This is a genomic window from Frankia sp. AgPm24, assembly GCF_023243055.1.
GTDB classification, from domain to species: domain Bacteria; phylum Actinomycetota; class Actinomycetes; order Frankiales; family Frankiaceae; genus Frankia; species Frankia umida.
In genome coordinates this window covers 72,216-92,323 of record NZ_JALKFW010000198.1, presented here as the reverse complement: position 1 = coordinate 92,323, position 20,108 = coordinate 72,216, and the positions used below count along the sequence as shown (strand labels likewise).

Sequence of the window (20,108 nt, the reverse complement as noted above, 5' to 3'; positions counted from 1 at the left end):
ATCACAGGAGGGTTCGGGGGCGGATGCGGTTGGCGAGATCCACCAGGTGGTGGCGTTCGTGTCGGGTGGGAGCGTGCCGGGCGAGGGTGCGGTAGGCGTGTTCCAGGCCCAGACGGACGGGCACCGGTTGCAGTGGCGTCCCGGCGATCTCGGTGCCCGGATCGGGCGCCTGGGCGCCGGAGCGTAGCAGGCGCAGCGCATCGGTGAGCAGGTCCCGGGTGAGCGCGGCCCGGGTCGCCGGTGGCAGGTCCAGCTCGGCGAGAATCGCTGACGCGCTGCGCAGACCCGCGAGGGTCGGTGTCGCCGGGTCGTCACCGGCCACACCGAGGGCTCGCACCAGGTGGATGCGTGACCGCAGGTGCGTGTCCGCGGTGTTCGGCGCGGACGTCACCCGACGGTAGGCCTCCAGCGCCCCGGTGCGGTCCCCGGCGGCCAGGCGCAGCCGGGCCAGCCCGAACGCCGCGCTGGCGAACGAGCTGTCGGTTCGGGAGACCAGGTCGTAGAGCACCCGGGCCCGATCGGGATTGCCCGCGGACTCGGCGGCGACGGCCAGCGCCAGCTTCGGGGCGAGCTCACCGGGAACCTCGTCGTAGACCTGCTCGAACGCGCTGGACGCCGCGGCGGCGTCGTCGTCGGCGAGCAGCAGCAGCCCACGCAGCCAGTGGACGCGCCACTGCCGCGGGTCGTCGGCCGCGATGGCCGACAGCTGCGTCCGAGCCGCATCCCGTGCACCGGTGCGGATGTGCAGGTCGGCCAGCCGGAGCCGGGCCGCCGGACTGGCCGCTCCCAGCGCGGTGAGCAGGTCCGCGAGCTGGGCGGGTGGGACGTCCGGCAACGTCGCGAGGGCAGCGGCGGCCGGATCGGCCGGCTCGGCCAGCAGGTGGGGCAGCACCCGCCACGACAGCACCGGCCACGGCCCCGCCAGTTCACCGCCAGCACCCGCATCACCGCCAGCACCCGTGCCACCGTCAGTTCCCGTGCCACCGTCAGTTCCCGTGCCACTGTCGGGGCTGGTGTCGGGGCCGAAGCGGGTGCTGCGGACGGGGGCGGGGATCGGCCGGCCGCGTTCGGCGGCGACGATCTCCCGCAGGACACCGAGCAGCTCACCGTGCAGTTCGGTGGCGCTGGCGAAACGTCGAGCCGGGTCGCGGGCGGTCGTCTTCGCCAGCAGCCGGGTCAGCGACTCGTGCCGGGCCAGCACCGTGTGCGCGGTGGCCGGCGGCAGACTGAACCGGTACGTCGAGGTGAAACCGCGCAGGTCCAGGGCGAGGGCGGCCAGGGTCCGTCCGACGGCGTACAGGTCGCCGGCGACCGAGGGACCGTCGGTGCCCACCTCCGGCGCCTGGAACCCCAGCGCCCCCATCGCGGCGCCGCCGCGGCCGCTGCCCGGTCGGCGCTGGAGGCGCTGGATGGCCCGCAGGTCCACCAGCCGTACCTGATGTCCGCTGGCCATGATGGTGTCCGGCCGGACGTCCCCGTACACCAGCCCGCGGCGGTGCAGGTACTCCAGCGCCGGCAGTGCGGCCATGACGTAGGCGATCGCGGCGGTCACCGGCAGCGGGTCCGGTCGTCCCACATCGGTCTGCCGTCGTCGCTGCATATCACGAAGCGTAAGACCAGAGACGTGTTCCGTGACGAGATAGCTGGTGTCGCCGTGCTCGAGGCACGTGTGGGCCTTCGCGATCCCAGGATGGTCCAGCTCCGTGAGGAAGCCCCGCTCGGCCATCGCCGCGACCCGGACGTCCCGCTCGGGGGAGGTGCACAGCCCTCGGAAGACGACCCAGGGCTGCGCCTCCGCGCTGTGATCGAGAGCCAGGTAGGTCCAGCCATGGGTGCCGTGGGCGAGCACACCCTCGATCTCGTACCGGCCGATCTGGTCCCCGGGCCGCAGCGACGGCCGCAGGGAGTAGGGCTGTCCGCAGCCGGCGCAGAAACCCTCCGCGAGTGCCTGCTGGCCGGCCCGGGCCCGTCCCACCGGCTCCCCGCAGCCCCGGCACACCCGCAACCGCAGCGGCAGCCGTGGGTCGATGAGCGGCAGCGACGCCGGATCGGGCCGTTCCACCGCGGGCAGCTCCACCAGCCCCGCCCCCAGCTCGTTGACCGACCCGGGGCCCGACCGTCCCGACGCGCCACCGGACCCGCCTGTCCCAGCGCCCGAAGCCGCCGGTTCGCCACCGGACCCGCCCGACCCGCCGGCTGAGGTTCCCTGCCCACCGGCCGGGCCGTGGACGAGGCCGGTTCCCGCCCCGCCGCCCGAACCGGCACCGTCGACGGCGCCGTGCCCGGAGGCGTCGGACGTCCGCCGCGAGCGCCCGCCGGTCGCGCTGCCAGCCGCGGACCAGAGCTGGTTCTGCCCGGGCCGGGGCGCCGGACAGCGCGCCGGAGCGACCGAGGCGGGACGCGCCGGCGGCTCGGCGCCGTCGTCACCTTCGCTTCTCGTCCACACGGTCGGCGGCGGTGCGCTGGGGAACCCGGAGGCCCCCACCTCGTCCGACCACCCTGACCATCCCGGCCGCGGCGGCAGCGTCGCCGCATCGTGATCACCGTTCGTCTCGCCCAGCACCCCACGCCCGGCAGCGCCGCCGCCGGTGCTCGCAGCACCCGTGCCCGCACCACCTGCGCTCGGACTTCCCGAGCTCGCGCCGCCGGAGCCACCGGACGGTTTCGCCACGGGCGTCGGACGGGATGCCGGCGTGGCCGCGGACGTCGGACCGGATGCCGGCGGTGCGGCGGGGCGAGCGGGTGGTGCGGCGGTGGGAGCGGGTGGTGCGGCGGGGGAGACGGGAGGAGTGCGGGCAGCGGGGGGAACGAGGGATGCCGGCCGTGCGGCGGGAGGTGCCGGGGAGGTGAACGGGGACACCGAGGGTGTGAACGGGGACGCCGGCGGGACGGCGGGAGAGAAGGTGGTGGGCCGGGTCGGGTCCAGCTCGGGTCCGCCAGGGGTGGGAGTCGCCGCCGAGAAGATGGTGGGCGGGGGCGCCGCCGGCTGATGCGTGACCTGGGGGACCGCGGAGGGTCGCAGCGTGGCCGAGGCCGCAACGCCGGTGCTGGTGCCCGCGTTCGTGTCGGTGCTGATCTCGCGGGCCGCGGAGCTGACCGGGCCGCGGGACCAGCCGCAGGCCGGGCAGCGACCGTCCTGGAGCACACCGTGGCACGTGGGCCGCGGGCAGCGCTGGGGATCGGTCACTGCTCTCCTTGTCACTGGCCAGGCCGCCCGCCAACGTGAAGCCCGCACGATGACCGATGGTAGGTCGCCAGATCACCGATTTCGGCCAGCTGTCGCGTTCTCGTCATCCGACCCGAGATGCCCGATTCGCGCATCGTCGCATCATGGCTGGACGCACTCGTGCATCGCGCTCGGCGCCCGAGGGCGGGGTGGCCGGCGTCACCACCCTCCGGTGGCCCGCCGGCCACCCAGGGGAGGGCACCCGCTCGAGCACCGCCCGCGGTCGGCCCTCGCATCTCATGATCCACACCCGGTTCGCCCGGGGCCGCCGATGTGGCGGCCTCCACCCGCTCGCCTCCCCTGGATCCTCCCTGGAACCGGGGGCCGGCGCAGGTCAGCGATAGTCGTTGATACGCAGTTGGAGGCCGACGAAGGTGAGGACGGCGGCCAGGCCCAGCGTGATCGACAGGGCGGCGGGCAGCGTGTCGACGGTGTCGGCGGCGGCGGTGAGGTCGTCCGTGAGATGGGTGCGGCTGGCGTCGAGGACGGCCACGGAGCGTTCGTCGAAGGTGCGCAGGGCACCGGTCGCGTCCTGCTGGGCGAGCAGCGCGGCCGGCCAGAGGCCCTCGGGTCGTCCCGCGCCGTCGCGGATGCGCGCGGCGATGTCGGCGTAGTCGGTCCAGGCGGGGGTCAGAGCGGCGCGGGCGGCCTGGTCGGGGCCACCGGGGGCGGCGATCATGGCGAGCAGGCCGGCGCCGTCGGAACCGGCGGCACCTGCGGCGGGGGCGCTGGCCGGGTCGTGGCGCAGGCGGGTGCTCGCGGCGGCGGAGTCGGCGTCCAGGCGGGGGGCATCGGATCGGTCGAGCAGCGCGCGGACGTCGTCGGTCCAGGCACGCAGGGCCAGCACCCTGGCCTGCGAGGTCCGGGTCAGCGGGCGGTAGCCGTGGTCGCGGCCGTCCGCGATGTGATCATGTTGGGCGGCGAAGGCGAGCAGGGTCCAGCCCACGGCCACGGCGGACAGGACCGTCGCGGCGGCGAGGGCGGGATTCAGGACGCGGTTGGTCCGCCGCACCAGCCAGATCTGGGTGCTGACCAGCGCCCCGAACGTCAACGCGCCGAGAACGACGACGCCGACCAGCGGGTTCGTGGCCTCGGCCCGGTGCAGGGCGTGTTCGGCCCGGCTCTGCTCGGTGGCGACGATCCGGTCGGCCGCCGGCAGGATCGTGCGCCACATCAGTTCCGAACGGGCGGCCTTCGCCTGCGCCACCTCGCCACCGTAGGGGGACAGCTGCTGGGCGATGACCGTGAGCGCCGAGCCCGGATCGGCGTCGGTGCCGCCGTCGGCGTCGGGGTGGGCGCGGGCGAGCACGACGAGCTGCGCCCCGACGTCCGCCATCGCCCGGCGGTAGGCCTCCCGCTGGCGGGCCACCTCGAGGCCGTCGTTGCCGCCGAGGCGGACGCGGGTGGCGGCGGCATCGGCACCGGCGAGGTCCGAACGCAGGCGCAGCGCCGCGACGAGCGTGGCGCTCTGCCCGCCGCCGGGTCGCCCGGACAGGGCGTCCAGCGTCCCCTGCCGGGCCTGGCTCGTGGCGAACGCCGTGATCCACAGCGCGACCAGCAGCACCATCACGACCAGTGAGACCAGCCGCAGCCGACCGGGTGGCGAGGACCACCAGTCCGACGGCCGCCACCCCCACGCCGACGGCGAGAAGGAGACCGGCGACGACGGCGATGGCGCGGATGGTGGTGCTGCGGAGGTGGGGTCCGGGGGTGTGCCCGTGGCAGGCTGCGACGATGTGCCCACCCCGGTCATATCGGATGATGCTAGGCGACATCGGGCGCACTCCGGTCGATCTGTCCGCTGGGTGTCATCCCCCCGGGCCACCCCGAACGGACCCGCTCCGGCCGCCGCCACACCCGCGACCAGCCCCGGAGCAGGATCCGCCCATCCGGGTCGCGCAGGGGGTAGAAACGGGAGGCCCACCGGCGGGAGGCCGAAGGGACGCGGGAGGGACGCGGGAGGTCCGGCGGTCAGGCCTGGCTGGCGGGCGCGGAGCCCGCGGCGGTGGCCCCCTCGGCGATCCTGGCAGCGGTGGCAGCGGTGGCAGCGGTGGCAGCGGTGGCAGCGGTGGCAGCGGTGGTGGCAGCGCCCTGGGTGACCTCGCTGGCGGGGGCTGGTCGTCCGAGGAGGAAGCCCTGGCCGTAGCCGATGCCGGCGGCTTCGACCGTGGCGAGTTCCCGGGGGGTCTCGATGCCTTCGGCGACGACTCGCCCGCCGATCTCCCGGGCGACCTCGACCAGGCCCGCGGCGATCGCCCGCCGGGCGGCGTCGGTGTCGATCCCGCGGGTGATCACCCCGTCCAGTTTGATGATCTCGGGGCGTAGGCGTAGCAGCTGGGCGAGTCCGGCGTAGCCGGTGCCGATGTCGTCGATCGCGACGCGGATACCGCGGGCACGCAGTTCCCCGACGGTGCTCAGCAGTTCCTGGTCGTCGCTGATGTGCTCGTGCTCGGTGATCTCCATCACCAGCCGGCCGGCGGCGACGGGCGGCAGGGCATCCACCAGACCCGCGACCAGCGTGGAGGGCGAGACGTTGACGGTGAGTGTCAGGTGGGGGGGCAGCATCGGCAGGACCCGCAACGCACCGTGGATCGCGATGCGTTCGAGCTCGGTGGCAAGACCCACGGTGGCGGCGTTGGCGTACCAGTGCTGCGGCGCGGCGGTGAGGTCGGGGAACCGGGACAGCGCCTCGAGGCCGACGATCCGCCGGTCACTCAGGCGCAGGATCGGCTGGAACACCACCTGCGGCCCGCCGTCGTCGATCAGGTCGCTGACCTCCTGCCAGACGCGCCGACGCCGCGTCCACATCTCCTGGAGATCCAGCACCGAGTCGGTGAGGAAGGCGGCCATCAGCCGCAGGAACCGTTCGTCGCGGGCCGCGTTGCGCGCCGGGTGCGGCCGGGTGGTCAGGCAGGCCAGCACCCCGTAGATCCCGCCGTCGCTGTCGAACACCGGCGCTGACGCGGTCGAACGTACGGCACCTGGTCGGGTGTCGCCGCCGAGCAGGCTGGCGAGCAGGCCGCTGTCCCTGGTCAGCGGCACCCCCGGGGTGAGATCCAACGAGCCCGGATCCCCGCGGATCACCTGTACGACCAGCTCACCCTGTTCGGACCGGGCGAGCACGGCGACGTCGACATCGAGCTGCCGGCGCAGGATGTCGAGCAGATCCGCGACGATGGTCTCGGCCTGTGGCAGTTGGACCGCTGCGACCGACTCCAGCGCCCACTCCGTCATCGTGACCACCTCCGGGTTCCACGGGCAGGATGCCCCCGGGCGCCCGATCCCATGCGCCCCGCGCGACCCCGGATGCGCCCGGACGCGGCCAGCACGGCCAGCACGGCCACCACGGCCACCCGTCACGGTCATCCCGATCGCCGGAGGTGGTGGTGTGACCGGCGGGCAGGGGCGCAACCTGGGCGAACCGATCGCGTTTGCTGATTGGTGCCATCGCGGATCCGCGTTGGACATCGCCGGGAAAACCCACCATTCTGATGAACATGTTCGGGGAGTCAGCGACCAGGCGGTGCGGGGGGCACGGAGCTCCCCGGCCCGGTGCTGTCCTGCCCGCGTCCACGCCTGGGCGGATTCTGACCCGCAGGCGTGTCGTCGACTTCGGCTTCCTCGCCTCCTCGGCCTGTCCGACCCGCTGATCCTGCCGTTTTCGGACGGGCGGGCCCGAGCGTGTTCGGGCCGGTCGCCGGTTCGATTCGGCTGACATCTCGTGCCCTGCCGGCGTCCCGCTCCCGCGGTGTGACATTCCCGGCCCTCGCTGTTCGTCGCAGTACAGATGCCGCGGCCAGGGCGGCTCCACGACCAGCTGCCCGGCCGTCCAGGGGGAAATGTATGCCGTTGTTTCGGATCGGCGGGACCAGTCTCGCCGCGGTGACCGGTCCCGATGTGGCGAGGCGGTCCTTTTCCCGGCATGACCCGAGGGTCGTCGGCGTCATATCCGGGCGGACAACACCGGGTCGAAACATTCATTAGTCCGTTATGTGCATATCTGCCATTCCTGTTTGCGCTGACCGTCAACACGCCGGACGAAGGACACCGAGATGACCTCCACTCCGCTCATCCCCACCACCGCGACCTCGTCGGCGGTGACCTCGTCGGCGGCCACCGCGGCGGCGCCGCGGCCGTCGGGCGCGTCGGTGGTGACCGGGGGCGACACCACCGGCGAGGCGACGCCGACGCTGCGGGCCTTCGACAACCCGCCGCAGGTCGCGGCGCGCGGAACGGTGATCGTCGTCGCGGGCCGGGGGGAGCATCCCGGCGTCTACGAGCGGTTCGGCACCCGGATCGCGGCCGACGGCTACCGGGTGCGCGTGGTCGGTGACCCCTCGCGGGGTGAGGAGGCGGCCGCGACGGTCACCGCGGACGTCCGCTCGTTGCTCGCCGACCCCGACCTGCCGGCGCCGCGGGTCCTCGCCGGTTCGGACGCCGGCGCCGCCTTCGCCGCCGCGCTGACCGCGACCGGCGCGGTCGACATCGACGCGCTGCTGCTCGTCGGCCTGCCCACCGCCGACTCTGCCGACTCTACTGGCTCGGCTGACTCGGCTGACTCGGCTGACTTTGGCGACTCGGCCCCGTCCGACCAGGCCCGTGAGCGGGGTGCGGCGGCGCCGGACGGCCAGGGCGCACCGGGCTGGACGGCGGAACTCGAGGTGCGCACGGCGTGCCCGGCCCACCAGGCCCGTCTGGACGCCGACCCCGAGGTGCGTCGCGGCGCGCTGGAGCGGCCGGTGCCCGCGGCCTGGCTCGCCGACGGTGACCTGGCCGCGGTGACGGTCCCGGTCCTCGGGGTGCACGGCACGGCCGACCTGGTCAGTCCGCTGGGCCGGGCCCGGGCCCGCTACGCCGCCGCGCCGCGGGCGGAGCTGGTGACCATCGAGGGTGGCCGCCACGACGCGCTCAACGACGCCACCCACCGCAGCGCCGCCGCCGCGATCGTGCTGTTCCTCGAGCGGCTGCGGCTGGGCGCGGACCTGCCGACGATCGCCCGCTGGGCCTGATCCCACCCGCCCGCGGCCGTCGGCCCCGGCATCCGCTCCCAGCACCCGCACGCACGGAGGAACCATGCCTGTCGAGTTCATCAGCGCCGTCAACGTCAATCCGTCCAACGAGGTCAACCGGCTGGGTCTGACCGCCGTCGACCTGCCGTTCTTCCGGCGCTACGCCCGCACGCTCGACGAGTACGGCTTTGACTACACCCTGGTGCCCTACGGCTCGCCCGGGCATGACCCGTTCACCGTGGCCGCGGCCCTCACCCAGCACACCGAGCGGGTGCGTCCGATCGTCGCGCTGCGCCCGAACACGATGTTCCCGACGGTCGCCGCCAAGCAGCTGGCGACCCTCGACCAGCTCTCCGGCGGACGGGCCGTGGTGCACTTCATCGCCGGTGGCGACGACCACGAGCAGGCCCGCGAGGGCGACCGGCTGCCCAAGGAGCAGCGTTACGCCCGCCAGGCCGAGTACATCGACATCCTGCGCCGGGTGTGGACGTCGACCACCCCGTTCGACCACGCCGGCACCTACTACTCCTTCGAGGACTTCGTCTCGCTGGTCCGGCCGGTCAACGGCACCATCCCGGTGTCGGTGGGCGGGTCGTCCGCGGACGCCTACCGGGTCGGCGGCGCGCTCGGGGACATCTTCGGCCTGTGGGGCGAGCCGCTGCGTGAGACGCGGGAGCAGATCGACGCCGTCTACGAGCAGGCCCGCCTGGCCGGTCGCACCGACCGGCCGCGGATCTGGGTCACCTTCCGTCCGATCATCGCCGAGACCGAGGAACTGGCCTGGGAGAAGGCCCACCGCACCCTGGGCGTGCTGACGCGGACCGCCGGCGCGGCCGCCCAGTTCCTGCGCCGCAAGGGTCTCCCTCCGGCCAACGTCGGCTCCCAGCGGCTGCTGGCCGCCGCCGAACGCGGCGAGGTCCACGACCGGGCGCTGTGGACGGCACCGGCGAAGGCCACCAACGCCGGGGGTGCCTCGACCGCGCTGGTCGGCACACCCGAGACGGTGGCCGCCGCGATCCTCGACTACATCGATCTCGGCGCCGACCTGATCTCGATCCGCGGCTACGACAACTACAACGACCTGGTCGACTACGGCCGCTATGTCCTGCCGCTGATCCGCCAGGAGCTCGCGCACCGGGAGGCCACCGGTCGCCGCGGTGAGGTCGTCTCCCTCGACGCCGGTCTCGACCAGCGTGAACTCGTGGCCGTCGGCGCCACCGGTGCCTCGGCATGACCGCCCCGACCGAGCTGGCCACGTCCATCCCGCAGCCCACCGCGCCCGACGGGCCCGCGGGGGTCGAGCCGCTGCCGGCGATCGACCTCTCCGACGAGGCCCTGGCCAGGGTCGGCGCGACCCTGGCCCGCACCGCCGAGAAGTACGACCGCAGCGGCGAGTTCCCGTGGGCCGGTGTGCAGGCGGTGCACGACGCGGGTCTGCTGCGGCTGGGTATCGACGCCCGCTACGGCGGTCAGGGCCTGTCGGCCACCGACAGCGTGCGGGTCTTCGAAGCGCTCGGCAAGGGCGACCCGTCCGTCGCGCTGATCTCGTCGATGACGGTGTTCCAGCACGTCATGCAGGGCCGGGCGCCGTTCTGGCCGGACGAGCTCTACCGCCGGGTCGTCGCCGACTCCCTGACCCGCCCGGTGCTGCTCAACGCGATCCGCGCCGAACCGGAGCTGGGCGCGCCCGTGCGCGGCGGCCTGCCCGCGACGAAGATCCGACGCACCGCGGACGGCTGGGTGGTGCGGGGCCACAAGGGCTTCGCGACCAGCTCCGAAGGACTGAGCTACCACCTGGTCTGGGTCGCCACCGAGGAGGACGACCCGCTGATCGGCCACGTCATCGTCCCGGCGGAGGCCGAGGGCATCGAGATCGTCCGCACCTGGGACCACTTCGGTCTGCGCGCCAGCAGCACCCACGACGTGCTCTACCACGACGTGGTGGTGCCCGAGTCGTACTTCCGCGGTGAGCGGCTGTCGGCGCAGGTCCCGCCGGACGCCACCTTCGCCGCGGTCGGACTCGGCGCGACCGCCCTGTACATCGGGGTGGCCCGGGCCGCGCAGGACTTCTTCCTGCGTTTCGCCCACGAGCGGGTCCCCACGGCGCTGGGCCGTCCCATCGCCACCACCGAACGCATCCAGACGATCGCCGGGGAGATCGAGGCGCAGCTCACCGCCGCCGAGGAGATCGCCTTCGGGGTCGCCCGCCGGCTCGAGACAGGCGACCCGAGCGGTCTCGGGCGGGTCGTCGTCGCCAAGCCGCTGATCGCCCGCGCGGCGATCAGCGCCGTGCAGACCGCGGTCGCCGCCCTCGGCAACCCGGCCCTGACCCGACACAACCCGCTCGAGCGCCACCTGCGCGACGTCCACTGCGTGCGGGTGCACCCGCCGCAGGAGGACAGCGCGCTGCTCGCCGCCGGCCGGCGCACGCTGGCCGCCGCGGCACCCGAGACCCCCACCCCCTGAGCCCACCCGGACGGACCTGCCCCCGAAGCGCCCGTCCGGCGCACCACCGTTCGTCCCGCTGTCGTCCTACCTCGCGCAAGGAGCACCATCACATGAGCACGACACACCGTCACCGAACGAGACGGCGGCTGACCGCTGCCGCCGTTTCCGTCCTCGCGGCCGTGACCCTCGCGGCCTGCGGGAGCGGTGGTGGATCCGGGTCGGACACCGCCGGCAGCGGCGGATCACAGGGGGACAAGCCCGTCTCGGGTGGGCGACTCAAGCTCGCCTTCTGGAACGACCTGCAGGGCTGCATCGACCCGAACCAGGTGTACTGGATCGAGTCGCGCAGCCTGGACCGCAACATCGCCGACTCGCTGACAGACCAGGACCCGAAGACCGGCAAGATCGTCCCGTGGCTCGCCACGAGCTGGACGGTCAACCCGCAGGCCACCGAGTTCACCTTCAAGCTGCGCACCGACGCGACCTTCAGTGACGGCACCAGGCTGGACGCCGCCGCCGTGAAGACCGCCTTCGACGGTCTGAAGGAACTCGGCCCCCGCTCCATCCTCGGCGTCACCTACCTGGCCGGCTACACCTCGACGACCGTGGTCGACCCGGCCACCGTCAAGGTCGACTTCGCCAAGCCCAACGCCGCGTTCCTGCAGGCCACCTCCACGACGACGCTGGCGATCCTGTCGCCGGCGACCTACAGGGAGACGCCGGAGGCCCGCTGCGCCGGCAAGGTCATCGGTTCGGGCGCGTTCACCCTCGACAGCTACACCACGGCCAAGTCGGCGAAGCTGACCCGCCGGGCCGGCTACGCCTGGCCGAGTTCGCTGGTCGCCAACAAGGGCGAGGCTCACCTGCAGGGCATCGACGTCTCCTACATCAGTGAGGACAGCGTCCGGGTCGGCAGCCTCACCGGCGGCAGCATCGACATCGCCTGGCCGCGCCAGCCCATCTCCGAGGCCGACCAGCAGGTCATCAAGGCCTCCGGCGCCACCATCGAGACCCGCGCCCTGCCCGGTATCTCCGGCCTGCTCACCCCGAACATCACCGGCGGGCGGCCGCTGGCCGACCTCGCCGTGCGCAGGGCCGTCCTGAAGGCCCTGGACCTGTCCAGCTACGCCAGGACCCTGTTCTGGGACGACTACCCGGCGGCCAAGAGCCCGCTGACCTCGAGCACCCCGTACTTCACCGACGAGTCCGCCAAGCTCGCCCACGACCCGTCCGGCGCGGCGAAGCTGCTCGACGGTGCCGGCTGGACGCTCGGCTCCGACGGCTACCGGCACAAGGACGGCAGGAAGCTGAGCCTGACCTACCTCAGCCCGGCGCCGAGCCCCGGTGACCAGCTCATCCAGGACCAGCTCAAGAAGGTCGGCATCGACCTGCAGATCAAGGTCGTCACCCAGGCGCAGTACACCCCGCTGGCCAACGCCGGCGAGTACGACCTGGCCGGCACCTACCTGACCCGGGCCGACCCGAGCGTGCTCGGCTCCTCCATCGACCAGGCCGCGACCAAGCAGTACTCCGCGAAGTACAGCCAGGACGCGGCGACCGCGGCGAAGGTCAGCGCGCTGTTCGCCACCGGCCAGTCCACCGTCGACCCGGAAAAGCGTGCCGCCGCCTACAAGGAGCTGCAGGACTACCTGATCGACAACGTGGTCACGGTCCCGCTCTACGACCGGCTGCAGACCGTCGGGGTGTCCAAGAAGGTGCACGGCTTCGCGTTCACCTCGGAGGCCTTCCTGCGGGCCAACGACATCTTCCTCAAGTAGGCACCACCCGCTTCACCCGCTTCACCCGCTTCGTCTGGGCCGGCCGGTTCGCGTCACCGGGGCCGGCCGGCCCGTCCACCCGCACCGCACCCGACCGGAACCGAACAGGACCGGGAACCTGATGCCTCGCTACCTCGCCGGACGGCTCGCCCAGGCGCTGGCCGTGCTCTGGGCCGCCTACACGGTCGTCTTCGTCATCCTGCACGTGTTGCCGAGCGACCCGATCACCTTGCAGCTGTCCGCCGGCGGCGCCGACATCAGCCAGCTCACCCCCGAGCAGCTGCACATCCTCAAGGACCGTTACGACCTCAACGACCCGATCCTCGCGCAGTACCTCCACGGCCTGTGGAACGCCCTGCACCTGGACTTCGGCATGTCGCTGACGCAGAACGTCACCGTCGCCTCCCTGATCACCGGCAAGATCGCGTCCACGCTGGAACTGACGCTGGTCTCCGTCCCGCTGATGGTCATCGGCGGTGTCGGGCTCGCCTACCTGACCAGCTACGTCCAGTGGCGCCCGGCGCGCACCCTGCTCGCCCGGCTGCCCGCCGTCGGGGTGTCGCTGCCGCAGTTCTTCATCGCCCTGCTGCTCATCCAGGCCTTCTCCTTCTCGCTGCACTGGTTTCCCGCCACCGGCGAGAACGGCTGGCGCAGCCTCGTGCTGCCGGCGGTGACGATGAGCCTGCTCGGCGCGTCGATGCTCGCCCAGCTGCTCATCCGCAGCTTCTCCGACACCTGGCGCGAGCCCTACATCACCACCGCCCGGGCCAAGGGCCTGTCCCGGGCCAGGGTGCAGCTGCGCCACGTGCTGCGCAACGCCGCCCTGCCGGCGCTGACCCTGCTGGGCATCCTGCTCGGCTACACGGTGACCAACGCGGTGGTCATCGAAGCGATCTTCTCCCGGGACGGCCTGGGCCAGCTCGCCGAACGGGCGGTCCTCGGCCAGGACGTGCCGCTCGTGCAGGCCATCGTGCTGATCGCCGCCGCCGGCTTCGTCCTGGTCAACCTGCTTGTCGATCTGCTGTACACGCTGCTCGACCCGCGCGTGGCCGCCGCCGCGCGGGCGGGCTAGGAGGCCCGCCATGCCCGACAACCTGACCGCCACGGACCTCAGCGCCACCCTGTCTGGCCTCGCCCCGTCGACCGGCCACGACAGCGGACCCGACCCGGCGCCGCCCGTCCAGCGGACGCGACCGCCCCAGGACCGCGAGGCCACCGACGACCGCGAGGCCACCGAGGAACTCGAGGCCGCCGGGGTCGTGGCGGTGTCGGAGGCGAGCAGCCACGAGTCGTACGAGACGGTCGGCTGGTGGCACCGGGCCGCCGCCACCCTGCGGCCGCTGGGCCGCCGGCCCGGGTTCGTCCTCGCGGTCCTGTTCGTCCTGTTCGTGATCGTGTCGGGCCTGGCGCCGGGACTGTTCACCTCACGCAGCCCCTCGGACACCTCTCCGGCGGAGAAACTACGGGGCCCGAGCTTCTCGCACCTGTTCGGCACCGACGAACTGGGCCGGGACCTGTTCACCCGGATGCTGCACGGCTCCACCCTGACCATCAAGGTCACCGGCGGATCGGTGCTGATCGCCATCGTCGCCGGCCTGGCCCTGGGCATCGTCTCCGGCTTCTTCGGCGGCTGGATCGACGTGCTGCTGATGCGGATCGTCGACGTGCTGCTGGCCATCCCGATCCTGATGATGGCCCTGACCATCATCACCGCCCTCGGGTTCGGCCTGGTGCCGATGGCGATCGCGGTCGCGGTCGGCATCACCCCCGGCTTCGCCCGCACCACCCGAGCCGAGGTGCTGCGGGTCCGCTCGCAGCCCTACGTCGAGGCGGCCCGCACCGGCGGGGCGTCCTGGGGACGGGTGCTGTGGCGCCACATCCTGCCGAACTCGTGGGGGCCGGTCGGTGTGCTCGCCGTCCTCGACTTCGGCACCGCCGTGCTGCTGGTGTCCACGCTGAGCTTCCTCGGTTTCGGCAGCCCGCCGCCGGCCGCCGAATGGGGCAGCCTCATCTCCCACGGACGCAACTTCCTGATCACCAGCCCCTGGCTGTCGCTGCTGCCGGGCCTGTTCGTCGGCCTGGTCGTGTTCAGCCTCAACCACGTGGCCCGTACCCTCGAGGAGCTGGAGCGGTGAGCGAGACCCTGGTGGACCTGGCCGGTCTGTCGGTCGGCTACCGTGCGCGCGGCCGGGTCGTACCCGCCGTCGAGGACCTCAGCCTCACCGTCACCGCGGGGGAGACCGTCGCCGTCGTCGGCGAGTCCGGTTCGGGCAAGACGACCGCCGCCAACGCGGTCCTCGGCCTGCTCCCCGCCAACGGGGTGGTCACCGCCGGGCGGATCACCCTCGCCGGCACCGATGTCACCGCCGCCCCCGAACGGGTCCTGCGCCGGCTGCGTGGCCCGTTCGTCGGCCTCGTCCCGCAGGACCCGATGGTCGGCCTCAACCCGACGATGCGCATCGGCAGCCAGGTCGGCGAGGCCGTGCGCCGCCGCGGCGTGGACCGCCGGCTGGTGCCCGCCGAGGTGCGTGAGGCCCTGGAACGAGCCGGTGTCGACCGGCCGGCGATGCGGGCCCGGCAGTACCCCAACGAACTGTCCGGCGGCCTGCGCCAGCGGGTGCTCATCGCCATCGCGCTCGCCGGCCAGCCACGGCTGATCATCGCCGACGAACCGACCAGCGCCCTGGACGTCACCGTCCAACGTCGCATCCTCGACCATCTCGCGAGCCTGGTCCGCGAGTCCGGCACCTCGCTGCTGATCATCACCCACGACCTGGGGGTCGCCGCCGACCGGGCCGACCGGGTCGTGGTCATGCGCCGCGGCCGCATCGTCGAACAGGGCGGCCCCCGCGAGATCCTGCTGCACCCCCGCGAGGCCTACACCCGCCACCTCATCGCCGTCGCCCCCGCGCTCTCGCACGCCGGCGGCATCGTCCCCCGCCACACCAGCGTGCCGCCCCACCCCGCCCCGGCCGGTCCGGTCGCCGCCAGCCCGGCCCTGGCGGGTGTCGCCTCGGTGAGCCCGGCCGGCGGGTCGGTCGGGGCGCCGGTGGCGTCCACATCCGAACTGTTGCGGTTGGACAGGGTGGGCAAGGACTTCCGGCTGCCCCGCGGCGGTGAGTCCCGTGCCTTCACCGCCCTCGACGACGTGCACCTCGCCGTCCACGCCGGCCAGACCCTGGGACTGGTCGGGGAATCCGGATCGGGCAAGACGACGGCGCTGCGGATCGCGATGGGTCTGGAGTCGCCGACCCGCGGCCGGGTGCTGCTCGAGGGCACCGACATCACCGGTGCCAGCTGGTCGACCCTGCGCCCGCTGCGCCGACGCTTCCAGCTCGTCCACCAGAACCCGTACTCGTCGCTGGACCCGCGTTTCAGCGTCGCGCAGAGCATCGCCGAACCGCTGGTGAGCTTCCGGGTCGGCGACCGGGCCAGCCGCACCGCCCGGGTCCACGAACTGCTCGACCAGGTCGCCCTGCCCGTCTCCTACGCCGGACGGCGCCCCGCGGAGCTCTCCGGCGGTCAGCGTCAACGGGTCGCGATCGCCCGGGCGCTGGCACTGTCACCCGAACTCGTCTTCCTGGACGAGCCGGTGTCCGCCCTCGACGTCTCCGTGCAGGACCAGATCCTCACCCTGCTCGCCCGGTTGCAGGACGAGCTCGGCATCGGCTACCTGTTCGTCTCCCATGACCTCGCCGTCGTCGCCGCGCTCGCCCACCACGTCGCCGTGCTGCGCGGTGGACGCATCGTGGAAAGCGGCACCGCGGCCAGTGTCCTGACCGCCCCCACCGAGGCGCACACCCGCGAACTGCTCGACGCCGTCCCCGGCCAGCGTTTCGCCGCCGACCTCGCCGCCGCCGGAGCCACCGCGACCGCTGGGACCACCGCGACTGTCGGGGCCACCGCGACCGCCACCACTGATCTCGCCGGGGCAGCCACCGGCCCGAGTCCGCAGAAGGTGTCCGGCGCCACCGCCGGACTGGAAGGATGACCGTATGACCAGCACCGCACCCGGGGACGGGGCGACCGCCACCACCCGGCGTTACGTGATCATCGGCGCCGGTGCGGTCGGCGCGACGGTGGCCGCGCAGCTGCGGCTGGCCGGCATCGACGTCCTGGTCGTGGCCCGCGGCGCGAACCTCGCCGCGCTGCGCGAAGGCGGCCTGCGTTACCTGCGGCCGCCGGCCACCGAGGGCGGCGACCCGGTCGTGCACCAGCTCGACCTGCCGGTGGCCGCCGGCCCCGCCGAGGTCGACCTGCGCGCCACGGACGTGCTGGTCCTCGCGACCAAGGCGCAGGACAGCGAGGCCGTCCTCGCCGCCTGGGCCTGGGCGCCGGTGGACGGTGGCCCCGCCACCGCGGCCGAGACCCTGCCCGTCGTCCTGTTGCAGAACGGCCTGGACAGCGCCCGCGTCGCCCTGCGCCGCTTCGCCACCGTCCTGGACGCCGTCGTGTACAGCCCGGCGTCACACCTGCGCCCCGGCGAGGTCATCTCCCCGGCCACACCGATCGTCACCGCCCTGCTGCTCGGCCGCACCCCCGGCCCCGCCGCCGGTGGTGTGGGGACGTCCGAGGTGGACGCGCTGACGGCGGGGATCGCCGACGACCTGCGGCGGGCCTCGCTGGCCGTGCAGGTCGTCGGCGACATCGAGCGGTGGAAGGCCGGCAAGCTGCTGGGCAACCTCGCCTACAACCTGGACGCGCTCTACCCGCCCGGCCCGCGCCGCGACGCCGCCGGCGCCGAACTCGTCGCCGAGGCCCGCCGGGCACTGGCCGCCGCCGGCATCGACGTGGCCGAAGGGCTCGCGCCCGGCCTCGACCTGAGCGGCCTGGTGCTCGCCGACATCCCCGGGCATGTGCGCGGGGGCAGCTCCACCTGGCAGAGCCTGGCCCGTGGCGGCTCGGTCGAATCCGACTTCCTCAACGGCGAGATCGTCCTGCTCGCCCGGCTGCACGGCCTGACCGCGCCGGTCAACGCCGGCGTGCAGGCCCGCATCGCCGGTTCCGCCCGCCGCGGCGTTCCCCCCGGCGGCCTGGGCGACGCCGACCTCGAGGCCCTGCTCGCCACCGCCACCCCCGCCGCCGGCGGGCAGGTGGCGAACGGACGGGTGCCCGTGGACCTGGCCGGACGCACCCGTGCGGGCGCGGTGCTCGTCGAGGCGTCGGCGTTGCGCGACGAACTGGACTCGGCCACCCCGCCGCTGCTGCTCGACGTGCGCTGGGCGCTGGGGGATCCGCACGGACACGACCACTACCGCGAGGCGCATCTGCCCGGCGCCGTCTACGTCGACCTCGACACCGAACTCGCCGACCACGCCCGGGCCGCCACCGGGGACGGCACCGCCGGTCGCCACCCCCTGCCCGACCTCGACAGTCTGCAACGCGCCGCGCGCCGCTGGGGGGTGCGCGCCGGCCGTCCGGTGGTCGTCTACGACAACGTCGGCGGGCTGTCCGCGGCCCGCGCGTGGTGGCTGCTGCGCTGGGCCGGGGTGCCCGACGTGCGCATCCTCAACGGCGCCCTGGGCGGATGGCGCACGGCCGGCCTGCCGCTGGAAACCGGGGAGGTCACCCCCGCACCCGGCGACATCGTCCTGAGCGCCGGGCACCTGCCCGTCCTGGACGCCGACGCCGCCGCGGCACTGGCCCACGACGGCATCCTGCTCGACGCCCGCGCCGGCGAACGCTACCGCGGCGAGGTCGAACCGATCGACCCCCGCGCCGGCCACATCCCCGGTGCGCTCAGCGCCGCCACCGGCGACAACCTCGACGCCACCGGACGGTTCCGTCCCGCCGCCGACCTGCGCGCCCGTTTCGCCGCCCTCGGCATCGACGTGACCGACCAGACCGTCGGGGTCTACTGCGGGTCGGGGGTCACCGCGGCCCACGAGATCGCCGCCCTCGCCGTCGTCGGCATCGACGCCGCCCTCTACCCGGGTTCCTGGTCGGCCTGGTCGTCGGACCCCGCGCGTCCCGTGGCCACCGGCGCCTGATGAGCACCGAGGTGGGCACCGACCTCCCCGCGGCCCCCGCGGCCCCCGCCGCTCCCGCCGGGCGACGCGGGGGCGGGGAGGCGGCGGTGACGGAGGCGTTCGCCGTCGCGCTGCCGGTCGGACGGTGGAGCACCGACCCGGCGATCATCGACGCCCACCGGCTCGACCGCTCCGGCTGGATCCCGCCCGGACGCCCGCTCGGTGTCGCCTTCGCCCGGGAGGTCGCGGACGTCCAGTCCGTGCTGCGGGTCGCGTCCGCCCGGGGCGTGCCGGTGATCGTGCGGGGCGCCGGCACGGGCCTGGCCGGTGGGGCCGCGGCCGGCGCCGGGACGGTCGTGCTCGACCTCACCGGGATGAACCGCATCCGCGAACTGTCCGTCGCCGACGCGGTGGCCGTCGTCGAACCCGGCGTCATCACCGCCGACCTGGACGCCGCCGCCCGCCGGGCCGGCCTGAGCTACCCGCCCGACCCGGCGAGCGCGTCGATCTCCACCATCGGCGGGAACATCGCGACCAACGCCGGCGGACTACGCTGCGCCAAGTACGGCGTCACCCGCGAATCCGTCCTCGGCCTCGAGGTCGTCCTCGCCGACGGCGAAGTGATCACCACCGGACGGCGCACCGTCAAGGGCGTCGCCGGCTACGACCTCACCGGCCTGCTCGTCGGCTCCGAGGGGACCCTCGGGGTCGTCGTCGGCGCCACCGTGCGGCTACGCCCGCTCCCACGCGCCACCGTCACCCTCGCCGGCTACTTCGACACCGTCGCCGCGGCCGTCGACGGTGTCACCGCCCTGGCCGCCGCCGGGATCGTCCCCGCCATCGCCGAACTACTCGACGAGCGCACCGTGCGCGCCGTCGACGCCGCCACCGGCAGCACCCTGGCCACCCACGGCGCCGTCTTCCTGCTCGTCCAGACCGACGGCGCCGGCGCCACCGCCGAGGCCGACGAGGCCGAGGTCATCCTCGCCGCCCGCGCCCGGGCCGTGCACCGCAGCACCGACGACGCCACCGCCGAACCCCTGCTCGCCGCCCGCCGCGCCGCCCTCCCCAGCCTCGAACGCCTCGGCCGCCCCCTGATCGAGGACATCGCCGTCCCCCGCAGCCAGCTCGCGACGGCCATCGCCCGCGTCACCGACATCGCCGCCGCCACCGGCGTCGACATCTACACCCTCGCCCACGCCGCCGACGGCAACCTGCACCCGATCATCGTCGTCGACCCCGCCAGCCCCGAGCTGCCCCCCGCCGCCTGGCACGCCGCCGAACAGATCTTCGAACTCGCCCTGGAACTCGGCGGCACCATCACCGGCGAACACGGCATCGGCATCCTCAAACGCCGCTGGCTGGCCACCGAACTCGGCGCCCACAGCCACGACCTGCAACGACGCCTGCGCGCCGCCTTCGACCCCACCGGCATCCTCAACCCCGGCCGAGGCCTGTAACCGTTCGTTCGGTCGGTCGGTCGTGGTGGGCTTCCCTTCGAGGTCGGTTTTTCTTCGCCGAATCTCGGCGGAGTGTGATCAAGCTCCTTTCGGGGTCACCGCGAAGGTATCGGAGCCCTGGCTCGGCGCCTTGGCGTGGGATCATCCGACGTCCGACCCGACCTGGCCGCGGGGACGCGACGTACACCCAAAGGAAACGCGTGCCGGCTCGGCACGAC

At 73.8% G+C, this 20,108-nt stretch carries 12 protein-coding genes; 9 read left to right on the top strand and 3 right to left on the bottom strand.

Translation table 11 applies throughout. From position 1 onward, the window contains the following. Position 1 precedes the first annotated feature (1 nt). The 3 genes from MXD61_RS16575 to MXD61_RS16565 form a co-directional block, all read right to left on the bottom strand. Entirely contained in the window at positions 2-3,145 is a 3,144-nt protein-coding gene (locus MXD61_RS16575) for a tetratricopeptide repeat protein (RefSeq protein WP_248814245.1), read from the bottom strand. Positions 3,146-3,560: 415 nt separating this feature from the next. Further along, on the bottom strand, positions 3,561-4,979 hold the full coding sequence (locus MXD61_RS28135; RefSeq protein ID WP_285223294.1) for a hypothetical protein: 1,419 nt from the start codon (positions 4,977-4,979) through the stop codon (positions 3,561-3,563). A gap of 218 nt (positions 4,980-5,197) precedes the next feature. Then, the gene (locus MXD61_RS16565; RefSeq protein ID WP_248814239.1) at positions 5,198-6,460 is read right to left on the bottom strand and encodes an EAL domain-containing protein; all 1,263 of its coding nucleotides are present in this window, start codon (positions 6,458-6,460) and stop codon (positions 5,198-5,200) included. A gap of 818 nt (positions 6,461-7,278) precedes the next feature. Between MXD61_RS16565 and MXD61_RS16560 the strand changes: the two genes are divergently transcribed. The 9 genes from MXD61_RS16560 (at position 7,279) to MXD61_RS16520 (ending at position 19,890) form a co-directional block, all read left to right on the top strand. Then, positions 7,279-8,235, top strand: coding sequence for an alpha/beta hydrolase (locus MXD61_RS16560; RefSeq protein ID WP_248814237.1), 957 nt, complete (start codon positions 7,279-7,281; stop codon positions 8,233-8,235). Positions 8,236-8,299: 64 nt separating this feature from the next. Beyond that, positions 8,300-9,469, top strand: a complete 1,170-nt coding sequence (locus MXD61_RS16555; RefSeq protein ID WP_248814228.1) for an LLM class flavin-dependent oxidoreductase — start codon at positions 8,300-8,302, stop codon at positions 9,467-9,469. Further along, positions 9,466-10,701 carry an acyl-CoA dehydrogenase family protein gene (locus MXD61_RS16550; protein WP_248814226.1) on the top strand — a complete coding sequence of 412 codons (1,236 nt, stop codon included), beginning with the start codon at positions 9,466-9,468 and terminating at the stop codon, positions 10,699-10,701. The genes MXD61_RS16555 and MXD61_RS16550 overlap by 4 nt, the downstream gene beginning before the upstream one ends. A gap of 92 nt (positions 10,702-10,793) precedes the next feature. Then, the gene (locus MXD61_RS16545) at positions 10,794-12,461 is read left to right on the top strand and encodes an ABC transporter substrate-binding protein (RefSeq protein WP_248814225.1); all 1,668 of its coding nucleotides are present in this window, start codon (positions 10,794-10,796) and stop codon (positions 12,459-12,461) included. A 121-nt stretch (positions 12,462-12,582) separates the two neighbouring features. Beyond that, on the top strand, positions 12,583-13,533 hold the full coding sequence (locus MXD61_RS16540) for an ABC transporter permease (protein ID WP_248814224.1): 951 nt from the start codon (positions 12,583-12,585) through the stop codon (positions 13,531-13,533). 10 nt (positions 13,534-13,543) lie between these two features. After that, on the top strand, positions 13,544-14,596 hold the full coding sequence (locus tag MXD61_RS16535; protein ID WP_248814223.1) for an ABC transporter permease: 1,053 nt from the start codon (positions 13,544-13,546) through the stop codon (positions 14,594-14,596). Then, positions 14,593-16,452, top strand: a complete 1,860-nt coding sequence (locus MXD61_RS16530; protein WP_248814222.1) for an ABC transporter ATP-binding protein — start codon at positions 14,593-14,595, stop codon at positions 16,450-16,452. The genes MXD61_RS16535 and MXD61_RS16530 overlap by 4 nt, the downstream gene beginning before the upstream one ends. Positions 16,453-16,456: 4 nt before the next feature. Then, a complete protein-coding gene (locus MXD61_RS16525) occupies positions 16,457-18,451 on the top strand; it encodes a rhodanese-like domain-containing protein (RefSeq protein ID WP_248814221.1) in 1,995 nt (664 codons plus the stop codon). Further along, entirely contained in the window at positions 18,451-19,890 is a 1,440-nt protein-coding gene (locus MXD61_RS16520) for an FAD-binding oxidoreductase (protein ID WP_248814220.1), read from the top strand. Before MXD61_RS16525 ends, MXD61_RS16520 begins: the two co-directional genes overlap by 1 nt. Positions 19,891-20,108 lie beyond the last annotated feature (218 nt).